Annotated in this window: 22 protein-coding genes; 16 read left to right on the top strand and 6 right to left on the bottom strand. The window is 59.9% G+C overall.

The features are described from left to right. Positions 1 to 351 precede the first annotated feature (351 nt). Positions 352 to 501, bottom strand: coding sequence for a hypothetical protein (locus I2G43_RS04140; RefSeq protein ID WP_195535193.1), 150 nt, complete (start codon positions 499 to 501; stop codon positions 352 to 354). A 514-nt stretch (positions 502 to 1,015) separates the two neighbouring features. Between I2G43_RS04140 and I2G43_RS04135 the strand changes: the two genes are divergently transcribed. The 3 genes from I2G43_RS04135 to I2G43_RS04125 all read left to right on the top strand — a co-directional run bounded on the left by I2G43_RS04135 (position 1,016) and on the right by I2G43_RS04125 (position 4,441). Continuing rightward, on the top strand, positions 1,016 to 2,116 hold the full coding sequence (locus I2G43_RS04135) for a glycosyltransferase family 2 protein (protein WP_118405878.1): 1,101 nt from the start codon (positions 1,016 to 1,018) through the stop codon (positions 2,114 to 2,116). Between the two features lie 4 nt (positions 2,117 to 2,120). Next, positions 2,121 to 3,251, top strand: a complete 1,131-nt coding sequence (locus I2G43_RS04130) for an acyltransferase family protein (RefSeq protein ID WP_195535192.1) — start codon at positions 2,121 to 2,123, stop codon at positions 3,249 to 3,251. Between the two features lie 170 nt (positions 3,252 to 3,421). Then, the gene (locus I2G43_RS04125; protein WP_195535191.1) at positions 3,422 to 4,441 is read left to right on the top strand and encodes a glycosyltransferase; all 1,020 of its coding nucleotides are present in this window, start codon (positions 3,422 to 3,424) and stop codon (positions 4,439 to 4,441) included. A 24-nt stretch (positions 4,442 to 4,465) separates the two neighbouring features. Here the strand turns inward: I2G43_RS04125 and I2G43_RS04120 are convergent, their stop codons facing one another. The 4 genes from I2G43_RS04120 to I2G43_RS04105 all read right to left on the bottom strand — a co-directional run bounded on the left by I2G43_RS04120 (position 4,466) and on the right by I2G43_RS04105 (position 9,234). Continuing rightward, positions 4,466 to 6,262 (bottom strand): AAA family ATPase, encoded by a 1,797-nt coding sequence (locus I2G43_RS04120; protein ID WP_195535190.1) that lies wholly within the window; start codon positions 6,260 to 6,262, stop codon positions 4,466 to 4,468. Between the two features lie 202 nt (positions 6,263 to 6,464). Beyond that, positions 6,465 to 8,243 carry a hypothetical protein gene (locus tag I2G43_RS04115; RefSeq protein ID WP_195535189.1) on the bottom strand — a complete coding sequence of 593 codons (1,779 nt, stop codon included), beginning with the start codon at positions 8,241 to 8,243 and terminating at the stop codon, positions 6,465 to 6,467. 127 nt (positions 8,244 to 8,370) lie between these two features. Next, the gene (locus tag I2G43_RS04110; protein ID WP_195535188.1) at positions 8,371 to 8,790 is read right to left on the bottom strand and encodes an HI0074 family nucleotidyltransferase substrate-binding subunit; all 420 of its coding nucleotides are present in this window, start codon (positions 8,788 to 8,790) and stop codon (positions 8,371 to 8,373) included. Positions 8,791 to 8,802: 12 nt separating this feature from the next. Further along, the gene (locus I2G43_RS04105; RefSeq protein ID WP_055310594.1) at positions 8,803 to 9,234 is read right to left on the bottom strand and encodes an RrF2 family transcriptional regulator; all 432 of its coding nucleotides are present in this window, start codon (positions 9,232 to 9,234) and stop codon (positions 8,803 to 8,805) included. 224 nt (positions 9,235 to 9,458) lie between these two features. Here I2G43_RS04105 and sufC point away from each other — a divergent pair, with 224 nt between their 5' ends. From sufC to sufU, 5 genes are read left to right on the top strand one after another with little or no spacing between them, the layout of a single operon-like run. Then, positions 9,459 to 10,259 (top strand): Fe-S cluster assembly ATPase SufC, encoded by an 801-nt coding sequence (gene sufC, locus I2G43_RS04100; RefSeq protein WP_117821353.1) that lies wholly within the window; start codon positions 9,459 to 9,461, stop codon positions 10,257 to 10,259. A gap of 12 nt (positions 10,260 to 10,271) precedes the next feature. After that, the gene (gene sufB / locus I2G43_RS04095) at positions 10,272 to 11,684 is read left to right on the top strand and encodes a Fe-S cluster assembly protein SufB (RefSeq protein ID WP_022094821.1); all 1,413 of its coding nucleotides are present in this window, start codon (positions 10,272 to 10,274) and stop codon (positions 11,682 to 11,684) included. Continuing rightward, positions 11,684 to 12,955 carry a SufB/SufD family protein gene (locus I2G43_RS04090; RefSeq protein WP_195535187.1) on the top strand — a complete coding sequence of 424 codons (1,272 nt, stop codon included), beginning with the start codon at positions 11,684 to 11,686 and terminating at the stop codon, positions 12,953 to 12,955. The genes sufB and I2G43_RS04090 overlap by 1 nt, the downstream gene beginning before the upstream one ends. Next, entirely contained in the window at positions 12,952 to 14,277 is a 1,326-nt protein-coding gene (locus I2G43_RS04085) for an aminotransferase class V-fold PLP-dependent enzyme (RefSeq protein WP_229071553.1), read from the top strand. The genes I2G43_RS04090 and I2G43_RS04085 overlap by 4 nt, the downstream gene beginning before the upstream one ends. Further along, a complete protein-coding gene (sufU, locus tag I2G43_RS04080; protein WP_195535186.1) occupies positions 14,270 to 14,704 on the top strand; it encodes a Fe-S cluster assembly sulfur transfer protein SufU in 435 nt (144 codons plus the stop codon). Before I2G43_RS04085 ends, sufU begins: the two co-directional genes overlap by 8 nt. A 65-nt stretch (positions 14,705 to 14,769) precedes the next feature. On the opposite strand, the gene I2G43_RS04075 is transcribed toward sufU, so the two are convergent. Beyond that, a complete protein-coding gene (locus I2G43_RS04075) occupies positions 14,770 to 15,570 on the bottom strand; it encodes a transposase (protein WP_195535185.1) in 801 nt (266 codons plus the stop codon). A 403-nt stretch (positions 15,571 to 15,973) separates the two neighbouring features. On the opposite strand from I2G43_RS04075, the gene I2G43_RS04070 reads away from it, so the two are divergent. From I2G43_RS04070 to I2G43_RS04035, 8 genes are all read left to right on the top strand, one after another. Further along, positions 15,974 to 16,708: an iron-sulfur cluster assembly scaffold protein gene (locus I2G43_RS04070; RefSeq protein ID WP_022094816.1), complete on the top strand. Its 735-nt coding sequence runs from the start codon at positions 15,974 to 15,976 to the stop codon at positions 16,706 to 16,708. An 18-nt stretch (positions 16,709 to 16,726) separates the two neighbouring features. Continuing rightward, complete coding sequence (locus tag I2G43_RS04065; protein ID WP_117790827.1) at positions 16,727 to 17,731, top strand: GGGtGRT protein; 1,005 nt, start codon at positions 16,727 to 16,729, stop codon at positions 17,729 to 17,731. Between the two features lie 256 nt (positions 17,732 to 17,987). Next, positions 17,988 to 19,514 carry an FAD-dependent oxidoreductase gene (locus I2G43_RS04060; RefSeq protein ID WP_195535184.1) on the top strand — a complete coding sequence of 509 codons (1,527 nt, stop codon included), beginning with the start codon at positions 17,988 to 17,990 and terminating at the stop codon, positions 19,512 to 19,514. A 216-nt stretch (positions 19,515 to 19,730) separates the two neighbouring features. Continuing rightward, entirely contained in the window at positions 19,731 to 20,738 is a 1,008-nt protein-coding gene (locus tag I2G43_RS04055) for a virulence RhuM family protein (RefSeq protein WP_195535183.1), read from the top strand. A gap of 249 nt (positions 20,739 to 20,987) precedes the next feature. After that, positions 20,988 to 21,875, top strand: coding sequence for a hypothetical protein (locus tag I2G43_RS04050; protein ID WP_195535182.1), 888 nt, complete (start codon positions 20,988 to 20,990; stop codon positions 21,873 to 21,875). A 122-nt stretch (positions 21,876 to 21,997) separates the two neighbouring features. After that, positions 21,998 to 22,186 carry a type II toxin-antitoxin system HicA family toxin gene (locus I2G43_RS04045; RefSeq protein WP_152078921.1) on the top strand — a complete coding sequence of 63 codons (189 nt, stop codon included), beginning with the start codon at positions 21,998 to 22,000 and terminating at the stop codon, positions 22,184 to 22,186. A 26-nt stretch (positions 22,187 to 22,212) separates the two neighbouring features. Next, on the top strand, positions 22,213 to 22,671 hold the full coding sequence (locus tag I2G43_RS04040; RefSeq protein WP_195535181.1) for a type II toxin-antitoxin system HicB family antitoxin: 459 nt from the start codon (positions 22,213 to 22,215) through the stop codon (positions 22,669 to 22,671). Between the two features lie 96 nt (positions 22,672 to 22,767). Next, on the top strand, positions 22,768 to 24,036 hold the full coding sequence (locus I2G43_RS04035; RefSeq protein ID WP_195535180.1) for a tyrosine-type recombinase/integrase: 1,269 nt from the start codon (positions 22,768 to 22,770) through the stop codon (positions 24,034 to 24,036). The last annotated feature ends 184 nt before the right edge of the window (positions 24,037 to 24,220 follow it).

The following is a 24,220-nucleotide window of genomic DNA, read 5'->3' as shown; positions in this document are numbered from 1 at the left end:
TTCATGGAAAATCCCCCTAATCTAGCAACGGTTTAGAGTCTACTAGATTGGGGGGACGGGGGCCAAGCCCGCACAGTTAGCGTCGGCGTGACGTCCTTCGTCTACAGCACGGTTAAATGCATCGAACAAATGGGCTGCTTCCTCGGGACGCGAGGAAGCATCTAAAACAGTGTTGAGAATGTCTCCCGCATCACGTCCGTGTGTCTCCGTCGCAGGAACCGACGTGGTCTCGCCATCAAGAATGCAAATATTGTCACGAGGCACTGAAGCCACGACAACCGGCGAATGCGTGGTCACGACAAACTGCACGTTGGGGAAGATGCGAACGAGGTCCTCCAGAATTCGTGCCTGTCAACGAGGGTGCAAATGAAGGTCGATCTCGTCAATCATTACCACGCCCGGCGTCTTGAGCACACGATCCCCTAGTGCGGGGTTCAACATCGCCATGCGATATGCGATGTCCGCAAAAAGGCTCGACGTGCCACGATATCCGTCGCTCATAGAGTGAATCCTATCGCGATGGTAACTACCATCGGCAGTGCTTATATGTAAACACCAGCTGGCCGAGTTCGGCATCAAAATCGACCATCGCGTCCACGGTAGAAGCAGCGGCATCAAAACATGAGGCCGGTGCCTTTTTAACCGCAGAGAACAGTGCGCTGTCACGCCTATTCTGCTACTCCCAAATGGATTGAGATTTAAACCATGCATTCATACGTGCATCGTTCGAAGATGCCTGTAGGGCACCTTCGAACCCACGCGTCCTGTTGGGCAACGATTGGTCTTTAGGTTCAGTCCGCGTCCACAATCGATCGGTCCCATAACGAGCAAGAATGGGAAGGACAACCGTCTCGCCACTGCCGACATTTTTATTGCAGCCGATCGCTGACATCCATTACAGGCGCAGCGTCAGCAATAGTCGTGCAGCCCTTGGCAGTATTAGGCGAACGCAACTAAAACCGTTGCAAATGCAATTAGGTATAATTCTTCCAAATCGCCTAGAGAAAGTGTTTGAATGCTGACCGTAATCGTGCCTACTTACAATGCCGAGCCGTATCTTTCTCAGGCTATAGGCAGCCTATTAAACGAAAACAAAATCGAACTGGAAATCCTCGCCATCAACGACGGATCCACCGACAACTCGCTCGCCATTATGCAAGATTTCGCTGCGCGCGACTCACGCGTTCGAGTGATCGATAAGGCAAACCAGGGTTACGGCGCAACCTGCAATCTGGGCATTCGCGAGGCAATGGGCGACTGGATTGCCATCCTCGAGCCCGATGACTGGATCGAGCCCGGAATGTACTCCGACATGTTTGCCTTTGCCAAGCGCGAATTTGGCGGTCCGAACAAGCTCGATATTATTGAGACCCCGTATTGGATCATTCGCAACCCCGATACCCCCCAAGAGGTCAAACTACATTGCGCATATCGTGGTCGCATCAAACCGTCTCGGCAACCGTTCACCATTCACGACGCTCCACATCTGCTGGCCCATCATCCGTCCATTTGGTCGGCAATCTATCGTCGCGACTTCCTGATGCAAAACAATATCTGGTTTAAGGAAATCCCCGGTGCAGGTTGGGCCGATAATCCATTCCTCGTCGAAACGCTATGCCAGGCAAAGGCCATCGCTTACTGGCCCAAGCCGTATTACTGCTACCGCGAGGAAACACCCGAAAAGGCGGCAGCTCTGGCCAAGCGTGACCCCTTGATGCCGTTTAATCGCTGGAACGACATGGTCGATATTCTTGAGCGGCTCAACGTCACCGACCCCGCCGTTTGGACACCCCAAATCACACGTGGCTTCACCTATATGGGCATCATGATTGAGCACACCGGAATTGATGGCCACCCCGAAATCGAGCGGGCGATCCACAGGATGTTCGAACGCATGCCGCAAGAGCTGGTATTTGCCAATCCTCGCATTACCCCTGCGGCCAAAAAGCTCTATGCCGAGTATATGGGCATCGCCAACCCTAAAATCAGCTACTGCGCATACGCCAAGGACCTCGTGGGCGAGGGCCTGTATAACGTATGGAACAAGGGGCCCAAGCAAACTCTAAAAATGATCACATCGCACTTTGGTTCATACAACGCACGCGCTGGAAAATAGTCTGATGGGCAGCAAAACAAGCAGAAACACCTCCATCGAAGCGCTGCGCTTGGTAGCGGTCGCTGGCATCGCGGTATTCCACACGTTTCAGTGGACCTTCCAGGCCGTCTGCATCAGCGTGCCGGAATATGCACCGCTCGCCGCCTTCCCCTATTCGGGACTGCTGGGGTTCATTAACTTGCTTGGCTGCTGGGCCAACGAGGTCTTCTTTATGATCTCGGTCTATTTTCTCATCGCTTCGGCCGCGCGTGCTTGGGACGGTGGAGCAACGTGGAAGTCGCAAATGCAACGGACGGCGCAGCGCCTGGGCAAGGTCGTTATGCCCACTGCGTTTTATTGCCTCGTGGCACTCGCGTGGTCCACGGTCGTCTCCCCCATTCCCGATGTTACCCTCAACACGCACTACTGGTACACGCTGGGCCTTGAGTTTATCTGGGTCTATGCCGCCACGGTCTTCATGACGCCATGGTTTGGACTGGCTAAGAGTCGACTCTCCCAGAAGAGCTACACGACGACGGTCATCGCCGTTGGCATCCTCGCATTTATTGTTAACGGGTATTTGGCCGCCATGAGTGCGACAAGCGGCGGTGAGTTTTCTTGGCTCCAGAAACTCATGAGCGCCGTCACGTACGTTATCGCGTTTTTGATCGGCGGACTGCTCTGCGACGTAACCGACGCCATGGATTCGGACAGGGCGGGCGCCTTGGGCATGCGCTCGCTCGTAACGGTTTTGGCGCTCGCCACCATCCTGGAAGGAGCACTCTCCTTCACCGGCAACCTCACGGCGATGGCAGTCCTCTCCAACAAATCAACCTCGTTGATCTCGTTTGCCCTCGCTGCCGCCTCTCTGCTCTTTGCGGCGACCCGGCGCAGGGCCTCAGGCAATCCACGGACCGCAGGTGTCATCGTCACCTTATCGACCGCCACGCTTGGTTTCTATGTGATGCAGTCGCTCACCAGTAGCCTGTGGCGTCCCGTCTTCAATACGTTGCTCGCAAACATACTGATCAGCCAAAACAGCCCGGCAGCTATATGTATCGTCACGGGTATCGTCATTAGCATCGTCTTTGCTCTGGCACTTCTCATCATCGATGCAGCTAGAAGTCTTATCGAACGCAAGCTCAAGAGGCAATAGACACGCTGCCGTCAGACGCTAAAGCCGCTACAGCCGTGGCAGGTTCCTGCGTTTTATTCAAAGCTTGCCGCCAAGGTGCGCCGAGCCTTTACAATAGGACAGTCCCAAGGACGTATTCGATAGCTTCCGCGCTGCACTCGCCCGCCGCGCGTGAAAGGATATATTGCCCCATGCCTTCAACCCTTCCCGCTCCCATCGATAAGCTCGCCATTGTCGTCGTTACGTACAAGCGCCAGGAACTCCTGGCCAACTTGTTCGACTCCATGACCGAGCTCACGGCAACGCCCTGGCGCATCGTGATTGTCGATAACGAGAATTCGCGCGAGACCGAGGCCATGTGCACCGCATTCAACGAGCGCCTGGCCAACCTGTGGGGCACCGACATCGAACAGCCCGACGCGAAGGGCGGCACCGACCGCGTCATCTACGCACCACAGCTCGAAAACGGCGGCGGTGCAGGTGGCTTCTCCGCTGGCACCAAATGCGCCTACGACCTGGGCGCCCAGTGGTTCTGGGTGATGGACGACGACGTGCTCGTCATCCCCGAAGGCATCGAGCGTCTTGCCAAGTGGACCGACCGCTACGATGTCATCCAGGGTTCGCGCCTAGACTTTGACGGCGGCGCCTTCTTTTGGCAGTACCAGCTCATCCTTTCACTCGGCATCCCTAACCCCATCGCTAAGTGGGATCTAGGCCCCGAGGGCTACCGCACCATGAACCAACTGTGCTTTGAGGGCGGCATGTTCTCGCGCCGCGTGGTCGACAAGATTGGCCTGCCCGACGCGCGCTTCTTTATCTACGGCGACGATGCCTGCTACGGCTACGTAGCCAGCCAGCACTTCCCCGCCGCCGTTGTTGCCGACGTGGTGCTCAAGCGCGCCCGCGCTGTCTCCAACTGGGACATCGCCGGTAAGCGCCAACTCAACTCCACGAGCGACACCAACCGCTACTACATCATGCGCAACCGCGGTTATCTGGCACGCTATATGCAGATCTACGGCGACTACCACCCTGTGCTGTTCCGTCTGGGCAATGCCGCGACCTTCTGCAAGGAATTCATTCGCCTGGCTGCGGTCGATAAGTGCTTTAAGACCGGCATTCCGGCGCTGCGCCGCGGCATGAAGGACGCCCGCAAGATCATCAAGGATCCCAACTGGAAGCCCATGCCGCCCATGAAGGACACCGAGTAACGGAAGCCGGAAACACCTCGGCGCTTAAAGCCGCTGGCACACCGTAGCCACATGCTGCCCATCAAACCCAAACCCCCAGCGCATGCGGCCAACGCCGGGTCGCGGCACACGGATTTCGTCGATACCGTCGCGCTCTATGTCGAGCAGCGACTGCACGGCCAGCAATTCCAGGCCCAGCGCATCCACACCGGGGTCATACATCATGCTGATCGTTATCAGCGGACGTTCATCGAGCATACCGATCGTATCGGCTATGTCGAACACGGCGCCCGTAGGAAAAACCTGGATGTCCCAGCGACCCGCGCCACGCTTTCGCCTCGAAGCAGGATTGGCATAGCCCGGCAATCCAAAGCAGAGTCCTTGCAAGAGTAGGTGATATGGCAGCGGTGTATCTGGGTCGGTCGCACCGATTCCCGCATCTCCCAAGATGCGGCTTAGCGCCCGCCTCACGGTATCTTCGTTCCCATGGCACAGCCCGTCGCGAAACGCATCGACGTCTCGAATGTCTTCTGCAGCGCACTCAAACCACTCAATAATCACTAGACGCAAGGCCTGGCGAAGCTCGTTATTGGGCAATCGCAAAGCACGGAGGCGATCGCCATGCTCTGGCTCCTCAGTCATATCCGTCGTGAGAAAACCGGACAGATACAGCGCTGTCCACATGCCATCGTCAGGCGAGACATCTGGCTCTGCAGTGCCCAAACAAAGCGGGACCTCAGCGCACCCATGGGCCTCGAGCAAATCAAACAAGACCGAAAGGCGGTCGAGATTCCACCCGGCAACTACCCTACTCAGGCAATCGGCATATCCATACAGATCGGCGCGCACAGGCGCCGTGCAGCCTCGGTCCAGAAAACCGATCACACGCGCTGGACTCGAGCAATAGGCCCTACCAAACCGATATCCCTCGAGCCATTCACGCGCATCATCCAGGTATTCCTCGCGCCCAGCATGATTCAGCAGAGCCTCGACCTCGGCATCCGAAAAACCGAAACATCGGTCACACCACGCCGACAGCGGCGTCGTCAGACAATACGAGCAGCCGCGCGAAGAAAGCGCCGCTTCAGCAGGGCCGGGACACTCCCCCATCAGACACGTCAGCCGCAACGAATCGCGCGCAGTGGCAATGGCGTCAAACAGCACACGGTCAAGTAGTTCTGCCGGATCGGCGTCGGAAGCGTCCCTCGCGCTCGCACGGCGAGACCACGCCGCATCGTACCCATCAACGAGCAATACAACCTGCTCATCGCAGGCAATCTCCAGCAGCTCTATGAGCACACCGAGCACCGAGTCAACCTCGTCCGCGCTCGCCACGCCACGCGCGACACGTTCGATGTGACGCACCTTATCTCGAGCTAAATCCGGAGCCTCCAAGAGCGCCAACAAGCGAGCGCACTCGCCCGAAAGGGCATCGCGCACGACGCCGGCAACAGCGGGGCCACGCCTCGCAGCGCCAGAAAAGTCCAGCGATATCACCGGATAGCAAGCATACTCATCCCGATAGCGCCCGCCGTTCGCATCCCAAATCTGAGCATCGGCAAACAAACGCTGACCAGAGCGACCGACCGCTGGACGCTCCAGAAAAGCCCTGAGCATCGACAAGTTCATGCTCTTGCCAAAACCCTCGGGTCGACAGCACACCACAACGGACGCGTCGCAGTCCAACACATCGGCAATAAACATGGTCTTGTCAACCAGCATGCAGCAACCAAGGGCCTCCGCATAGTCGTGCATGCCAATGGGCAAAACCGCATCGTCGGCACAGCCGATCAAGCGCACGCCAAAGCCAGCAGCACAATCAACATTTGCCTGTTCAGACACCAAAACGATCCCCCTAAATCGCTGCACGATGCCAATTGTAATGACCGCCTCGCGCGTACCGACGACGCCGCGCGACCATATCGGGCAACGGTAGCAACAAGAGGTGTGAGGGGGCATAACTAATCGTTGCACAACAAAACGGGGCCCGATGCGTTCGCACCGGACCCCGTCCCAACTCTTTAGTTATCTAGCAACCAAGAGGCTACTCCTCCGAGCCGTCCTCCCCGGAAGCTTTCTTCTGCTGATCGAGCTTATGCTTACCACTTACGATAGACGTAGCGCCCAGTGTGGCCAAGCTTGCACTGGCAAGGCTCGCCATAACGATAAGGTCGCCCGTCTTGGGCATGTTACCGCCAGATGACTTGGTCGTTGTAGTCGTCGTGGTTGTAGTGGTCACCGTCTTGGAGTCATTTTGCTCTTGGACCTGGTTGTCAGCACCGCTCTTGTCGTCGTCTTCGGGCTGTTTCTTTTCGCCCTCGGTCTTGCTCTCGTCCTTCTTCTGAGCGGATTTGTCGTCCTTCTCCTCAGAGCTAGAACCCTTATCAGATTCGTTCTTCTCGAAAGCCTTGTCCTTGGAGTCGTCCCTTGCGGCCTCGGTCTTTTCCGTGGAAACCTGATCAGAGTTGTCCTTGTTCTGGGCCGAGCCGTTATTGACGCCAGCCATCAGCGAAGAACCCAGCGTAGAACCAAGCTGCTCGGAGAAAGAAGGCTTCTTGTCCGGCGAAGCAGCGGGAGCGTCCGGCGCCTTATTCGAGTCGTCCTTGGAAGCATCGGAATCAGGGGTCGTGTCAGAGCCGGAGCCGTTGTTAGAGCCGGTGTCAACGGACGAATCGCTCGAGCCGGTAGATGAGTTAGAGGTGTCAGCGCCGGTCGAACCAGAAGCGTCGCTGTCCGTATTGCCGGCAGAGCTTGAAGGCGAATCGCCCGCAGCAGAGCTGTTCGAATCGGAGCCGTTCGAGGTAGAGCCGTCGTTGGTAGTGCCACCAGCAGAGCCATTACCGTCAGCATCGGTCGAGGGCGCATCCATCCTGTCATCGTTGGGATCGTCACTCGAGTCGTCATTCGAATCAGGTGTCGGCGAGGGCGCCGGCGTAGGCTCGGGCTGCACGGGCGTCGCAGCGGCTGCCTCGTCCTCGGCGATATAAGCCAAGCAGTCCTTCAGCTCATTCTTATAACGATTCTTCCAGCCCTCATGATACTGGGGCTGACTCGAAAACTTAGTGGCGACATTGTTGACCACACTATTGGAGAGCGCCGTCACAAACTCGCGGTCGGACATATCGTTGGAAAGATTCGCCCAGCGGAAAAAGTCCCTGCAGCCACCAGTGCCGCACATGTTGGTAATGCTCCACACCATGCCCTTGACGCAATCGGCGCGGCCCGAAATATCAATACCCAGGCCGCTCTTGAGCCACGCCTCGGTCACCGCATAGTACGAGTTGTACGCATAGGCATCTTGAAGTGCTGAGAACTCAACAGGATCGGTGTTGTACGCACCTTGGAAGGCATCCTGAGCGATATGGCCCAACTCGGTGAGCTGACCGTTCTCGTACATGGGGTTGTTCGCGTTGGAAATCTCGCTGCCGCGATCAATCGCATCCTTGAGCATGCTGTATTTTTCGGGGTTGTAGTTGTAGGCCTGTTTCATAAACGGAATGAGCGACCATCGACGGTCGAACTGGTAATAACCCAGCGCGTTATAGCCGTCGCCATACGAAAAGCCCTGATTATAGTTGCCATGGCTCTCGTACTTGGTAAAGTACTTCATCTCGGGAGTCACGTTGACAAACGAAACGCCCTGGACCGACCTCAGCACGCCCGAGAAGGACTGCTGGGTGTAGAGACCCTTATCGATATCGGTGGCATCCGAGGCAACGCCCGGCGTGGGCTCCTCGGCAGCGGCGGGCGCGGGTGCGGTAACGGCGCCAAACGAAAGCGCCAGCGTCAGGCCCGCGACAATAGCAGAATGCTTGGGCTGCATAAGATCCTCCCTGCATTGGTGTAGTTAAAGTTCAGTTTGCAAAGATAAAAAAAGTATTGCAGCTCGCCCGTTGTTGCACAACAACCCGTCGGTAAACGGCAACAACCTTCCGCGAAATCTTAAGGAATTAGACAAACTGGTCGTCGGGCGCCATCAGAAGCTCGCCGTATCGCTCCATCAGCCCGTCCCTCAACTGACAGAAAGCGGGGATATAGACGTTCAAGATGCGTTGAATCAAATCTTGAGCGAGCTTGTTGTCGTAGATATGGACGTTCGTATTGCGGTCTCTGAGCATGTCTAGCCAGGCCGCCTCATCAATAAAGTCGTAGAATCGGTACGACTCCTTCAAGATGGCACGAGGAGACCCCGACGCGGCAAGCGTGGCGCCCTCATACTCGAGCAGACGCTTAAGGAGCGTAAGTGAGATACCGAAAACCTGCTCATAGATATACGCGCATCCGGAGACAACATAGTCGTTGTCGAAATCTTGGAATCGAGCTGTCTCCAGCAGCGCCAGACGCGAACCAAAGGCTTCGTACGACTTCACGAAAGCCAGCCCTTACAGCTTGATGTCAAAATTGATCTCGGGGACGGCGGCCAGGTCGGCCAACGTCACGCCGTCGACGTACTTTTCGATCACGTCGTCCAGACCGCGCCAGAACTTGACGGTCGAGCAAAGATCGCTGCGGGTGCAGCTGTTGTCGATGCCGTCGCACGCCACGGGCGCCGTGCTGCCCTCGACAGCGCGCAGGATGTCGCCAGCACGCACCTCGGCCGGGTCCTTGGCCATCATGTAGCCGCCGCCCTTGCCGCGCACGCTCTTAAGCAGGCCCGCCTTCATAAGCGGACGAACCAGCTGCTCCAGATACTTTTGCGAGATATGCTCGCGGTCGGCAACCTCGCGCAGAGCAATCTTGCCCTCGGCGTCACCGAGCGCCGCGATATAGATCATCAGCCGGAGGGCATAGCGGCCCTTGGAAGAAATGAGCATACCTACCCTCCCATCGCATCTGGGACAACATAACCAGGTTTGTTTGTCCCAAATCTTAAGTAAGTGGGACAAACACAACAGGTTATTTTGTCCCAGAATTTGAAAAGTCGAGTGGATTAGTCGGGTTTTCCCTTGACTAACGCCGAACCCATAGTAACTTTATTCCGAGAAGATTCCTAGGGTTTAGTACACCTATGAGTACACCATATACAGAGAGGGACAGCATGAGCGCAAATCCGCTGCTTTCCATCGAAGGTCTGACCGCCTCCGTGGACGAGAAGACCATCCTCCACAACGTCAACCTCAACGTCGCCGCCGGCGAGACCCACGTGCTGATGGGACCCAATGGCGCCGGCAAGTCCACCCTCGGCCACCTGGTCATGGGCGACCCCGTCTATACCGTCAACGACGGCCGCATCGTCTTTGACGGCCAGGACATCACCGAGCTCACCACCGACAAGCGTTCGCGCGCCGGCCTGTTCCTGAGCTTCCAGGCCCCGGTCGAGATTCCGGGCGTGCCGCTGTCGAGCTTTTTGCGCGCCAGCATCGCCGGCCGCCCCGGCCTGGAGATGAAGGGCAAGGAGTTCCGCCGTCGCGTCAAGGAGCTCGCGGCCGAGCTCAACATGGACACCGCCTACCTCAACCGCGAGCTGGGCGTGGGCTTCTCGGGCGGCGAGAAGAAGAAGGTCGAGATGCTCCAGCTCCTGCTGCTGCAGCCCAAGCTCGCCATCTTGGACGAAACCGACTCCGGCCTGGACGTCGACGCCCTGTCCACCGTCAGCCACGGCATGGACGCCTACCGCAAGAGCTGCGACGGCTCCATGCTCATCATCACACACAACACGCGCATCCTGGAGCACCTGGATGTCGACCGCGTCCACGTTATGGTCAAGGGCCACATCGTGCGCGAGGACGACGCCTCGCTCATCCCCTGGATCGACAAGAACGGCTTTGAGACCTTCGAGCGCGAGGCCGCCGAGCAGCGCGCCCAGGCCGAGTCTGCCGCTGCCGAGCAGCAGGCGTAAAGGGGCGACGCAATGACCAAGAACCGCACCGAGGTCGCGGACATCGACCGCAGCCTCTACGACTTCACCTATGGCGAGGAGGGATTCGAGCGCCTCGACGCCGGCATCACGCCCGACATCGTGCGCGAGATCAGCGCCAAAAAGGACGAGCCGCAGTGGATGCTCGACCTGCGCTTAAAGTCCCTCGAAATCTTCAACCGCTTCCCGGATCCGACGTGGGGCCCCTCCATCGAGGGCCTGGACATGGATAACATCGTCACCTACGTCAAGCCCAACACCGACCAAAAGCACGACTGGGAGTCGGTGCCCGACGACATCAAGAACACCTTTGAGCGCCTGGGCATCCCCGAGGCCGAGCGCAGCTACCTGGCAGGCGTCGGTGCTCAGTACGACTCCGAGCTCGTCTACCACAACATGCAGGACACCGCGTCCAAGATGGGCATCGTGTACTCCGGTATTGAGGAAGCCCTGCACGACCCGCAGTGGGAACCGCTCATCCACGAGAAGTTCATGACGCTCATCCCGCCCACCGACCACAAGTTTGCGGCCCTGCACGGCGCCGTGTGGTCGGGCGGCTCGTTTGTCTACGTTCCCAAGGGCACCAAGTTGGACTTCCCGCTGCAGAGCTACTTCCGCCTCAACGCCAAGGGCGCCGGCCAGTTTGAGCACACGCTCATCATCGTCGAGGACGATGCCGACCTGCACTTTATCGAGGGTTGCTCCGCGCCCAAGTACAACGTGGCAAACCTCCACGCCGGCGCCGTCGAGCTCTTTGTGGGCAAGCGTGCGCACCTGCGCTACTCGACCATCGAGAACTGGTCCAAGAACATGTACAACCTCAACACCAAGCGTGCGCGCGTGGACGAGGACGGCGACATCGAGTGGATCAGCGGCTCCTTCGGCAGCCACGTGGGCTACCTCTACCCCATGAGCGTGCTCAATGGCCGCCGCGCCCGCTCGAGCTTTACCGGCATCACCTTTGCCGGCGCCGGTCAGAACCTCGACACCGGCTGCAAGGTCGTGCTCAACGCGCCTGAGACCTCGGCAACGGTCGAGACCAAGGGTATCTCCAAGAGCGGCGGCATCCAGACGTTCCGCAGCTCCATCGTGGCCACGCCCAAGGCCGAGGGCTCCAAGGCAACCGTGAGCTGCCAGTCGCTCATGCTCGACGACCAGAGCCGATCCGACACCATCCCGGCCATGGACATCCGCGCCAAGAACGTCGACATCGGCCACGAGGCCACCATCGGCCGCATCGGCGACGACAAGGTGTTCTACCTGATGAGCCGCGGCATCTCGGAGGAAGAGGCCCGCACCATGATCGTCAACGGCTTTGCCAACCCGGTCTCCAAGGAGCTGCCGTTGGAGTATGCCGTCGAGATGAACAACCTGATCAAGCTCGAGATGGAAGGAGCGATCGGATAATGAAACAGACCACGAACACCGCTGCTACCACGCTCGAGCAGGTTAATGCGATGCCTGCTGCCACTTGGGGTTGGCTCAAGATGAACCAGACCAAGCTTGAGCTTTCTGCTGAGCTTGCCGCCGCGCCCGCCGATGCCGTTGAGGTCGAGGGGCTGGACGAGGCCGTTGCCGGTTCCGCCGACGCTTTCGACGCCGCTATGGACGCCATGGCCGAGCGCTTCCCCGAGCGCCGCGCCTCCGCCCCTGGAGACGCCGCCGACCGCGCCCGCATCACGCCCGAGACCGAGCTCGACGTGCCCGCCACCTCTGTCTACCAGGCCGGCGCCATCAAGCTCGAGGAGGAGCTCTCCCCCGCTGGAGCCTTCGAAACCGGCATGGGCGAGGCTGCCTACGCCTACTTGGCCGAGCACGCTACCAAGCGCATCGTCATCGATGTGCCCGCATACAAGCACGCCACGGTTACCGTGCGCGTGAGCGGTATCGATGCCGCCGCGGCCATCGCCGCCATCGACGTCGTCGCCCGCCCGCAGGCAACGCTCGACCTGCAGATCGCCCTGGACTCCCCCGTTGCTGGCGAGGGTGTCGTGGGCTCCGTGCTGCGCGTCTGCGCCCACGAGTACGCCATCGTCAACGTGACCTGCACGCAGACGCTCGACGATAGCTGGATCGCGCTCGACGACACCGGTCTGTTCCTGGACGAGGGCGCGCGCGTCAACGTGCAGCACACCGTCCTGGGTGCCGGCGCCAGCGCCACCGGCCTTGCCGGCGACCTGCTGGGCGATACCGCCAAGGTCACCATCGATACTGACTACCTGGGCGCCCGCGAGCAGGTGCGCGACTTTAACTATGAGCTGCGCCACCGCGGTCGCAAGACCGAGTGCGAGATCGACGCCAACGGCGTGCTGACCGGCACGTCCAAGAAGGTCTACCGCGGCACCATCGACCTCGTGCACGGCTGCAAGGGCGCAACCGGCACCGAGCGCGAGACGGTGCTTTTGGCCAACAAGGGCGTCGACAACAAGACCGTTCCCGTCATTCTCTGCGACGAGGACGACGTCGCCGGCAACCACGGCGCCACCATCGGTCACGTCCGCGACGAGCAGCTGTTCTACCTCGCCTGCCGTGGCCTTGACCAAAACGCCGCCGAGGACCTGTTCATCCGCGCCAAGCTGGAGGACGCCGCGCTTTCCGCCACCGACGAGCGCACCCGCGCCGCCGTCGTCCGCCTAGGCAACAACCTGATCGACAACTTTGAAGAGGAGCTCGCATGATCGACACCGAGCACGTTAAATGCGACACCTGCACTGCCCCCGAGCCCATGGAGCTCGACGCCAGCGACGAGGCTTCGCGCGGCTGGCCCACCGTAGATATCGAGACCAACCCCTACAAAGGCCAGTTCCCGCTGTTCCAGCAGCACCCCGAGATTGCCTTCCTCGATAGCGCCGCCACCGCGCAGCGCCCTGCCTGTGTGCTCGACGCCGAGCGCGACTTCTACCAGCGCATGAACGCCAACCCTCTGCGCGGCCTGTACTCGCTGTCCGTCGAAGCCACCGATGCCATCGCGAAGGTCCGCCAACAGATCGCCGATCTCATCGGCGCCTCACGGGCCAACGAGATCGTCTTCACCCGCAACACGAGCGAGTCGCTCAACCTGGTCGCCAAGAGCTTTGCGCCCACAGTGCTCGAACCGGGCGACGAGGTCGTCATCACCATCATGGAGCACCACTCCAACCTGATTCCGTGGCAGCAGGTCTGCCGCGAGACCGGCGCCAAGCTCGTCTACCTCTACCCCACCAAGACCGGCCAGCTCACCACCGAGGAGGTTCTTGCCAAGGTGGGTCCCAAGACCAAGATCCTGGCCGTGGGACAGGTCTCAAACGTTCTGGGCGTTGAGAACCCGGTCAAGAATCTCGGCAAGCTCGTGCACAAGTACGGCGGCTATCTGGTCGTTGACGGCGCGCAGTCGCTGCCGCACATGCCGGTCGATGTGGCCGACCTGGGCGCCGACTTCTTTGCCTTTAGTGCGCACAAGGCCATGGGCCCCATGGGCATCGGCGTGCTGTGGGGCAAGATGGACCTGCTCAACGCCATGCCGCCCATGCTTACCGGCGGCGAGATGATCGATTCGGTCACCGAGCAGGACGCCGTCTGGGCTCCCGTCCCCGAGAAGTTCGAGGCCGGCACGCAGGACGCCGCCGGCATCTTCGCCACGGGCGCCGCACTCGATTACCTGGTCAACACGGTGGGTTACGAGAACATCCAGGCACGCGAGCAGGCACTCGTCCACTATCTGATGGGCGAGCTCATGCAGCTCGACTTTGTCCAGATCATCGGCTCCATCTATTGGGACAACCACCACGGCGTCGTGAGCTTTAACGTCAAGGGCATCCACCCGCATGACGTCGCGAGCATCATGGACATGGACGGCGTCTGCATCCGCGCCGGCCACCACTGCGCGCAGCCGCTGCTCACCTGGCTGGGCGTCGAGAACCTTGCCTGCTGCCGCGCCAGCGTAGCCTTCTACAACGACAAGGCCGACATCGACAAGTTCATCGCCGGCCTGCATCACGTTTGGAGCACGTTCAATGGGTAATCTGTACACCTCCACCACATTTATGGAGCACAACTCGCACCCCGACTATAAGTACGAGATGGACGCCCCCACGCACGAGCACGACGGCATCAACCCCAGCTGCGGCGACGAGCTCACCTTGCAGCTGCGCGTCGAGAACAACGTGATCGAGGAGGCCTCCTTTACCGGCCACGGCTGCGCCATCAGCCAGGCCAGTGCCGACATCATGGCCGACCTCATCACCGGCGAGACCGTCGAGGAAGCTCACCGCCTGGCAGAGCTCTTCCTCGCCATGATCCGCGGCGAGAAGCTCTCCGAGGAGGACCTGGAAGACCTGGACGAAGCCGCCCAGCTCCAGGACATCTCGCACATGCCCGCCCGCGTCAAATGCGCCGAGCTCGCCTGGCGCACCCTCGACGGCATGCTCACGGGACAAAATAATCAGTAGTATTTGTCCCAAATCTTAAGAATTTTGTTGGCCGAATCGCTTGACAAGGGCGGTTCGGCCATTTTCTATTTCGAGCCCTCGGCCTGTGCTCTCACCTGCGCATAGGCGCGCACGATTCGAGAAACGGTGCTCTTGCTAATTCCCGTATACCGCTCGATCTCGCGCACCGTATAGCCGCCATCGTGCAGGGCGAAAATGATTCCATCGCGCCGCGAAGGCGGCACGGTCTTGAGCCCATTGAGCGGCACGCCTAGGCGCTTCGTCACCTTGTCGGCAAACGCATGCCGCTCCCATTCCGTCTCATCCATATCGTGAATCACCGGATCGGAACCATCGGGTATCGACAGCGAGTAGTCGACAAACCCCTTGGCAGAGCCAAAGAGCTCAAGCACGCAAGAAGGATCAGAGAAGCTCTTTGCAACATCGTTGTCATACGCTCGCAGATACTCGGCAAAGCTGCTCCACGGATAGCGCTCGATAAGGGCAATCCCCGCCTCCTGCGGATTGGCATGCACATAGCGAATCGCCGCCATCAGATACCGGTCGGTATCAAGCGAGCGACGATCAAAGCGGTTCTGGAACAGATGGCCCGTGCGCCCCGTGCGTTTATTGAACCGACGAGCATAGGTCAAAAGCAGCCGGTGCATCGCCGCGCTCATTCTGTCCTCGTAATCCGCAAGCACCAGGTGTACGTGGTTGCCCATAAGACACCACGCAACGACCGTCACCCCGGCCTCGCGGCAGCAGTCGCGCATCAGTTCCAAAAACTCCCACCGGTCATCGTCACACTCAAAGATGAGCTGCTTGCCCGTACCGCGGGCACAGACGTGGTAAAAGCCGGTAACCGTTCTCCAAACGCGCTGCATGGCGCTCCCTTCGCCGGGATCTGCTTACCATCCAATACAGCACGATTGAAGCGCCCCATCAAAACATCCACGCAAAATGACACCCCGGCGCGGCCAAAGGCATCAAATAGACGGCGAGCGGCAACGGAGCGACAGGTCAAACGTCATAACGTTTCCAAAAGCTGACCAAAAGCTTGCCCAAGACTGACCCCCTTCAGACAACTACGCGACCACAAAATGCTAAGTTAAATCGCTTCAATAAAAAGTTCCGCGCTTCTCGCTACGAAAACTGAGCCGTTCGCCGAATATTCCGTGCATTTCGCGGTATTATAGGGGCTGCATGTCATGTCCCTTTCGAAGGGTCGCCCGGCAATCGCCAGCCACGACCCCCAGACGGGACGCCAACACGATAGAGAGGAGAGGCATGCAGTACTCACAGGAAGTGGAGAACATGTGCCCCGTTGCCAAGGGTGCATACCACGGCCCCGCACCCATCCCCGAGGAGGGCAAGTGGGTCCAGGCTAAGGAGATTTCCGACATCTCCGGTCTTACGCACGGTGTGGGTTGGTGCGCACCTCAGCAGGGCGCCTGCAAGCTCACGTTGAACGTCAAGGACGGCATCATCGAGGAGGCCCTCGTTGAGACCATCGGCTGCTCGGGCATGACCCACTCTGCCGCCATGGCTTCCGAGATCCTTCCCGGTAAGACCATCCTCGAGGCCCTCAACACCGACCTCGTCTGCGACGCCATCAACGTTGCTATGCGCGAGATCTTCCTGCAGATCGTTTACGGCCGCAGCCAGACCGCGTTCTCCGAGGGCGGCCTGCCCGTGGGCGCCTCCCTCGACGACCTCGGCAAGGGCCTTCGCTCTCAGGTCGGCACCATGTTCGGCACCAAGGCCAAGGGTGCTCGTTACCTCGAGCTCGCCCAGGGCTACGTCACCCGCATGGCTCTCAACGACAAGAACGAGATCATCGCATTCGAGTTCCTGAACCTCGGCAAGTTCACCGACGCCGTCAAGGCCGGCAAGACCCCCGAGGAGGCCATCGCTGGCGCTATGGGCCACTATGGTCAGTGGGACAACGCTGCCAAGTACATCGACCCGCGCACCGACGAGGAGACTCACTCCGTCGCCAGCGTGTTCCCGGTTCACGAGTAGAAAGGGAGGGAAATAACTATGACTGTTACGTTCGAAGGTTACGAGCGCCGCGCTGACAAGATCAACAAGTGCCTCGCCGACAACGGCATCGCCTCCCTCGAGGAAGCTCTGCAGATCTGCACCGACAAGGGCTTCAACCCGCGTGAGATCGTCAACAACACCCAGTCCATCGCCTTCCAGAACGCCGAGTGGGCCTACACCCTCGGTTGCGCTCTCGCTGTCAAGCGTGGCGCCAAGACCGCTTCTGAGGCTGCCGCCATCATCGGCGAGGGCATCCAGGCCTTCACCGTTCCCGGCTCCGTCGCCGAGGACCGCAAGGTCGGTCTGGGCCACGGCAACCTGGGCGCTATGCTGCTCTCCGACGACACCGAGTGCTTCGCCTTCCTGGCCGGCCACGAGTCCTTCGCTGCCGCTGAGGGTGCTATCGGCCTGGCTCTGAACGCCAACAAGGCTCGCAAGAAGCCGCTGCGCGTTATCCTGAACGGTCTGGGCAAGGACGCCGCCCAGATCATCGCCCGCATCAACGGCTTCACCTACGTGAAGACCCAGTTCGACTACTACACGGGCGAGCTCAAGGTCGTCGAGACCATCCCTTACTCCGATGGTCCCCGCGCTGCCGTTAACTGCTACGGCTCCGACGACGTCCGCGAGGGCGTTGCCATCATGTGGCACGAGAACGTCGACATCTCGATCACCGGTAACTCCACCAACCCCACGCGCTTCCAGCACCCCGTCGCTGGCACCTACAAGAAGGAGCGCATCGAGGCTGGCAAGAAGTACTTCTCCGTCGCTTCTGGTGGCGGCACTGGCCGTACCCTGCACCCGGACAACATGGGCGCCGGCCCTGCCTCTTACGGCATGACCGACACCATGGGCCGTATGCACTCCGACGCCCAGTTCGCCGGTTCTTCCTCCGTGCCTGCGCACGTTGACATGATGGGTCTCATCGGCATGGGCAACAACCCCATGGTCGGTGCCACCGTCGCCTGCGCTGTCGCCGTCGAGGAGGCCCTCAAGGCCTAATCGCGCCCGCGCGATGCTCAAATAGTTGAGCTTTGGAGCCGCTACCTTTCGAGGTAGCGGCTCTTTTTGTTTGCGCTGTCGCAGGGTAGCTAATGCCAATATATCAGTTGGGGCGAAGTACGAGATGTGATGAGACAAAGCGTCAGAACGTCCATGACGCCCACCTGCCATATTTGCCCTTTACCGATTTGCCGAGTCTTTGCGGCCCCATTGCCGATCACCCGTGCGACAATGCGCCGAACGAGAAAGGAATCCGATGGAATCGACTGATGTACTGGTAATTGGATCTGGCATTGCGGGCCTTTGCGCCGCCATCGAAGCGGCACGCACGGGTGCAACCGTCACTGTGACAAGCGCCGGCAAGACTATGAGTGGATCGAGCTTCTTCCCCGGAACCTGGGGCTTAGGGCTTATCGGACCCGTTAACGAAGACGACGAACAAGACCTCATCGACACCATCCAGACCGTCGGCGGCGGTGTCGCCGACCCCGAGCTCGTCCAGACGTTCGTCCACGGTATTCCTCAGGCCATCCAATGGCTCGAGCAGGATCTAGGTGTTGAACTTCAGCGTCCGCAAAGCGCCGAAAGCGCTCAGCAAAAGCAGTTTATCCCCTGCTTTGACCACAAGACGCGCATGTGGCGCGGCCTCACCCGCAAGCCCCTTGAGGACGCTCTGGCGAACCGGATCGAGTCGCTCGGTATTCGCCTGCTACCCCGCCATGAGCTTATCGACCTTGTTGAAGATACGGACGGCAGAATCACCGGAACCGTGCTCTACGACCTCACCAAAGATCGAATCGTGCCCTTTGCTGCCAAGGCCACGATCATCGCAGCCGGTGGCACTGGCGGCCTGTTCGAGCGCAGCCTTACATCGGCTGATGTGCTCAGCTCATCACAGGCCATCGCGCTGGCGCACGGTGCGTCCCTTACTAATATAGAGTTCATGCAGATGATGCCCGGCTTCATCGAGCCCAAGCGCAACCTGGTCTTCAACGAGAAAACCTGGCGCTACGTACATGTAGACCAGCCGGCAGATATTGCCGACGACAAGCTGGACGACCTGCTCGAGCAGCGCTCTGGATATGGTCCTTTCACCTCGCGCTTGGCCTCCCGCGCCATCGACCTCGTCATAGATCAGGCAGGTGCAGAGGGCCTGGCGCTCCACTACGACTTCCCCCGCGAGGACATCCCCGAGTTTGTGCAGACCTTTGCCACCTGGCTACAGGACGAGCACGGAATCGCGCCGACCGATGAGATGCGCGTAGCGATGTATGCCCATGCTGCCAACGGCGGTATCAAGATCGATAAGACAGCCTTCACGGGCGTCGAAGGCCTCTATGCCTGCGGCGAGGCGACAGGAGGCATGCACGGCGCCGACCGCATTGGTGGCCTGTCGAGCGCCAACGGCATCGTGTTCGGACGCATCGCAGGCGCATCGGCAGCCCTTGCAGCGCAGAAAGAGCCTGAGGCATCCCTGAAGGCGGATATCGCCCTCCCCCAGTACGGCATTGCCACAACAGACGCCGAGCGCCTGACACGCAGCCTTAAGCACACGATAAGTACCTATTGCATGATCAACAGGACCGAAGTTGGCCTTTCCAAGGCGCTGCAAGAGCTTGAAAGCCTGCAAGATGATGCCACAGCTCTAAATAAACCGCATGCCAACGACAGCGAAGTCGCAGCCCTCGCCCGCCTGCAATCGCAGATTCAACTAGCACAGGAAATGGTCAAAGCCATGCGCAAACGAACCGAAAGTCTCGGATCGCACTATCGCGCAGACTAGGCTGAGCACCCATCTAGAGCAGAACACAGCTTCTCGATATTTATTGAGCCCAACGGCGGACTTTAGCACCATTGAAATTGTGCTAGAAAAGAAACGCCATCATATCCGTGATATAGACCCTTTTATGTCCTCGCGGTCGCGTATCCTCTTTAGGCATGTAGCTACCACATGATGAAGGCGAATAACGCGTAGCCCGCCGACCAGAGAGGAAGAGATATGGAAGACCCCATTCAGGCCGAGATAATCCTGTACCAGTCCGAGGGGGCAAACGTGCCGGTACAGGTCTACTACAAGGACGAGACCCTTTGGGTCTCACAGGCGGCGATGGCCGAGCTGTTCGACGTCTCCGTCTCGACGATTTCCGAGCATCTCGTCAATATCTTCGCCAGCGGGGAACTACAAAAGGCCAGCTCAACTAGTTTTTCCGGTTTTTCCGGAAAAACCTCCCCAAAGGGCGGCAGACCGAAAACCTACTACAATCTCGATGCCGTTATCGCCGTCGGGTACCGTGTCAACTCGATGCGCGCGACCCGCTTCCGCCAATGGGCGACGGCTACCCTAAGGGAGTACATCACCAAGGGCTTCGTCCTCAACGACGACATGCTCAAGAACGGCCGGCCCTTCGGCAAGGACTACTTCGACGAGCTGCTCGCCCGCATCCGCGACATCCGCGCGAGCGAGCGGCGCGTATGGCTCAAGATCACCGACATCTTCCAGGAGTGCAGCTTCGACTACGACAGGGACTCGACCATGGCCAAGAACTTCTACGCCGCGGTCCAGAACAAGATGCACTACGCCGTCACCGGGCACACCGCGGCCGAGATCGTCCAGGGGCGCTCCGACCCGTCCAAGCCCAACATGGGACTCACGTCATGGAAGGGTGGCCCCGAGGGGCGCATCCACTCCTCGGACGTCACCGTAGCCAAGAACTACCTGTCCGAGGACGAGATCAGGCAGCTGAACCGCCTCGTCACGATACTGCTCGACACGCTCGAGGACAGGGCCGAGCGGCACATCCTGACGAGCATGGAGGACTGCGAGCGCCTGCTCGACGGCTTCCTGACATTCAGCGGGCGCGAGGTGCTCAAGGGCCTTGGCAACCGCAACAAGAAGACGGCGGACAAGATCGCCAAGGAGCGCTTCCACGAGTTCCAGAAGCTCCAGGACAAGACCTACGAGAACGACTTCGAGCGGATGGTGAAGCGCCTGAACGGCAAGGCGTAACGGGCAGTACGATGGCCGACAAAGCGCCAGTTATTCCCCATTTTCGTGGGGTCGCGAAAATGGGAGACGGCTTGACCGCGCCGACGGCAAACGGTAATTTGGACAGCGGTATTGACGCGGGGACCCCACGGGGCCCGCGTCCGGAAGGAAGGCGGCTGTCCCAGGGGGCGGCCGCCTTCCTTCGTTTATGAGCATCCCAACGAGAGGATAGAATCATCCACCGAGGTGATTCGGATGTGGAGAATAAAGATGGACGAGACAAACGTTATCGTCAAATTCGGCGGAAATATCGACAGCGTCGACATCAATACGTTCACGAGGACCGTCCTCGGCTATGCGAGCGCCATGCAGGCGGCGTGTGGGGATATCGATGCGTCCCAGGCGCTCGACATCCGCATCGGCGAGACGAGGCCCGGATGCCTGGAGGTCGACCTCAAGCTCGTCACCGACTCCATAAAGGGAATGATCGACTTCGCCTCCGCTGCCGCACCCATCCTCCCGCAGGTGGTCGCGACGGCAACGGAGCTGTATAAGCTGCTCTCCTTCCTCGGCAAGAACGGCAAGGAAGAGGCCGCAACGATCGAGTCCGGGAAGAACCGTGTGACCGTCGTGGCATCGAACGCCGAGAAGATGACGGTCAACCAGAACACGTACAACATCTACACGGGGAACCCCGGCGCTACGAAATCTATCGTCAACTCTTTCAAGGAGCTCGAGAGCCGCCCCGAGATCGAGTCACTCGAGATCATCGACCCGAAACCCGAAGGCGCGCACTTCAAGGCTAATCGCGACGACTTCCAGTACATGGCCGCCGCCCCGCTCTACGAGGGAGCCGACACCAAGACGGTCATCTCGATCGAACAGCCCCTATCCCTGCTCAAAGTCGTGCTAAGGAAATCGACGAAGAGCATGTGGCGCTTCGGCTGGAACGGCGTCCCCATCTCCGCGAACATATCCGATACCGACTTCTTCGACCATTTCTCCGACTACAGCTTCGGAATCGGCGACGTGCTTATCGCCGACATGAAGATCACGAAGCGCTACAACAAGGACCTCAACACGTACATGAACGAACGCTACGAGATCGTAAAGGTCCATGACAAGAAGACAGCGCCAAAAAACCAGCCGCTGATTTAACTAAAGTCCCACACAGCAATCTTAACCGGGCCGTGTGGGCCGTATAAAACTATAAATACTTGCTAGTTTACTTGATTCATAACTATCAACTGTTTATAATTAAATTGTCGGAAGGAGGAGAGATGCCCAAGGAGCAAGAGCCCGCGCAGGTGCTCAAGCGGTTCAAGAAGGAAGGTTGGACGCTCTACACCGGCAAGGGCAGCCACGTGGTCGCGCGAAAGGACGGGGTCCAGATCAGCGTTCCCACCTCCAAGAAGGAGATACCGATAGGGACGTACCGGAAGATAGCTAAGACGGCGGGGTGGCTCTAGCCCCGCCCCCTTGGGGGTCGAAAGATATGAAGACATACGTTTACCAGGCGGTGCTCACGCCCGACGAGGACGGCGGCTACGACGTGGAGTTTCCCTCGCTACCGGGATGCTTCACCTGCGGCGACACGATTGCCGAGGCCGCCGAGCAGGCCGTGGACGCGGCGAGCACCTACGTGGCCGCGCTCGTGAGGGACGGCCTCGCCGTGCCGGAGCCCGAGTTCAACGAGCCCGCAGAGGGCGGCCTCTCTATGATGGTCGCCTTCTCCACGGACGAGGGATACATCGTGGAGGGCGAGACGGTCTCGGCGGCCGAGGCCGCGCGCAGGCTCTCCGTCTCCCCCGGCAGGATCACCCACATGCTCGACTCGGGGATCCTCACGGGCTACCGCAAGGGCCGCCGCACCTACGTGACCGTGGAGAGCATAGCGGCGCGCCTGACCGACACGCCCCGCTCGGGCAGGCCCAAGCGCCACGCAATCGCATAGTCGGCCTCAATGCAAACAAAAAGCCCCGTGCGGCAATCTTGGCGGATCCGCACGGGGCGTATGCCCTCCGGCAAAAGGGAAAGGCAGGACCATTATATGGCAGCCAACGATACTTCAAGGTCGAAACTCGGCTCCAAGCGAGAGGTCGCGCCAGGCAAGTGGGTCATCCGCGTGCAGGCGGGCTTCCGCGCAGACGGGCACGTGCGGCGCGCGTCGCGCACCGTCCACGGCACCGAGACCGGGGCCGATATCGACATCGCCCAGCTCGTCCGCGAGCTCGGCGTGTCCCAGGCCACGCACGCGGGTGTCACGCTTGATGTGTATTATTGGGGAGTTTTCCGCGACTCCCCCAGCAACCGCGGCAAGCCGCGCTCGAAGGCGAGCCTGCGCGAGCACGACGGGCAGATGGAGAACTACGTCTCCCCCGTCCTGGGGAGTATCGACATCTCCGAGATCACGCACGACATGATGCGCAGCTGCATCGAGCGCTCGGGCGTGCCGGCCAAGACCAAGACGACCCTGCGCGCCGCCATGCGCCGGACCTTCGACGACGGCTGGGTGACGGTGGAGCCCTTCCGCCGCCGCGTCATCGCGCCAAAGGCGAAGCAGGCGCCCGTGGAGCCGTGGAGCATCCCCGAGGCTGCCGAGGCGCTGCGCAGGCTCGCCGCCAGCGACGACCGCGCGGACCTGGTCATGAACGCCCACCTCATCCTCGGCCTGAGCGGCCTGCGCAAGGAGGAGGCACTGGCGGTGCGCCCGTGCGACCTCAAGGTCACCACGACCTACGACTTCGCAACGGGCCAGCCGACCGTGTCAGAGTACATCGAGGTCTGCCGCGCGTACACGGACGAGGACGGCGTGAAGGAGACTAAGAACACCCATTCCGTGCGCACCGTGCCGGTTTTATTGGCGGGCCGCGAGCGCCTGCACCAGATCATGGACGAGCTGCGCCCGTCCATAACCGTCGAGGGCGGCACTTCGGTTACGGAGCAGGTTCGCGAGTGGAGCGGCCAGCGGATCGTGAACATGCGCGGCGACAATCTCGTGCGCGCATGGCGGCGCATGTGCACACGCCATGACCTGCGGTATATCCCGCCCAAGGCCCTGCGCCACACGTCCGAGACCATCATGGCGGCTACCGAGGTCGACCCCCTGAGCATCATGGATTTGCACGGACATACGGACCTGGGGACAGATTACCGTCATTACATCAAACCGGGCCTCGCGGAACGCGAGAAGGCCGCCAGGCAGGTCGGGCGCGCCCTGCAGATCGTCGAGGGCGGCGGCACGGACGGCGGTTTAATAGCACCGGTCGCAGCGCCGAGACGCTCTAAAACGGCGTTCTCTAGGTCTATTATCTGTTAAATGCATAAAACGCCCCCTGCCGCGCATAAACGGCAGGGGGCGTAAAACGCGAACGGTAACGGACGGTTATGATTCGGCTCTTCGGTAAACAAAAAAGGTCAGCGCCGAAGCGCTGACCTGTGCGTTCTTTGGTGGGCCGTCAGGGGGTCGAACCCTGGACCTTGGGATTAAGAGTCCCCTGCTC

The organism is Collinsella aerofaciens (assembly GCF_015557435.1).
Taxonomy (GTDB): Bacteria; Actinomycetota; Coriobacteriia; order Coriobacteriales; family Coriobacteriaceae; genus Collinsella; species Collinsella aerofaciens_Z.
Note: the sequence above shows the minus strand (reverse complement) of the source record. Positions and strands in the feature narration are given on the sequence as shown.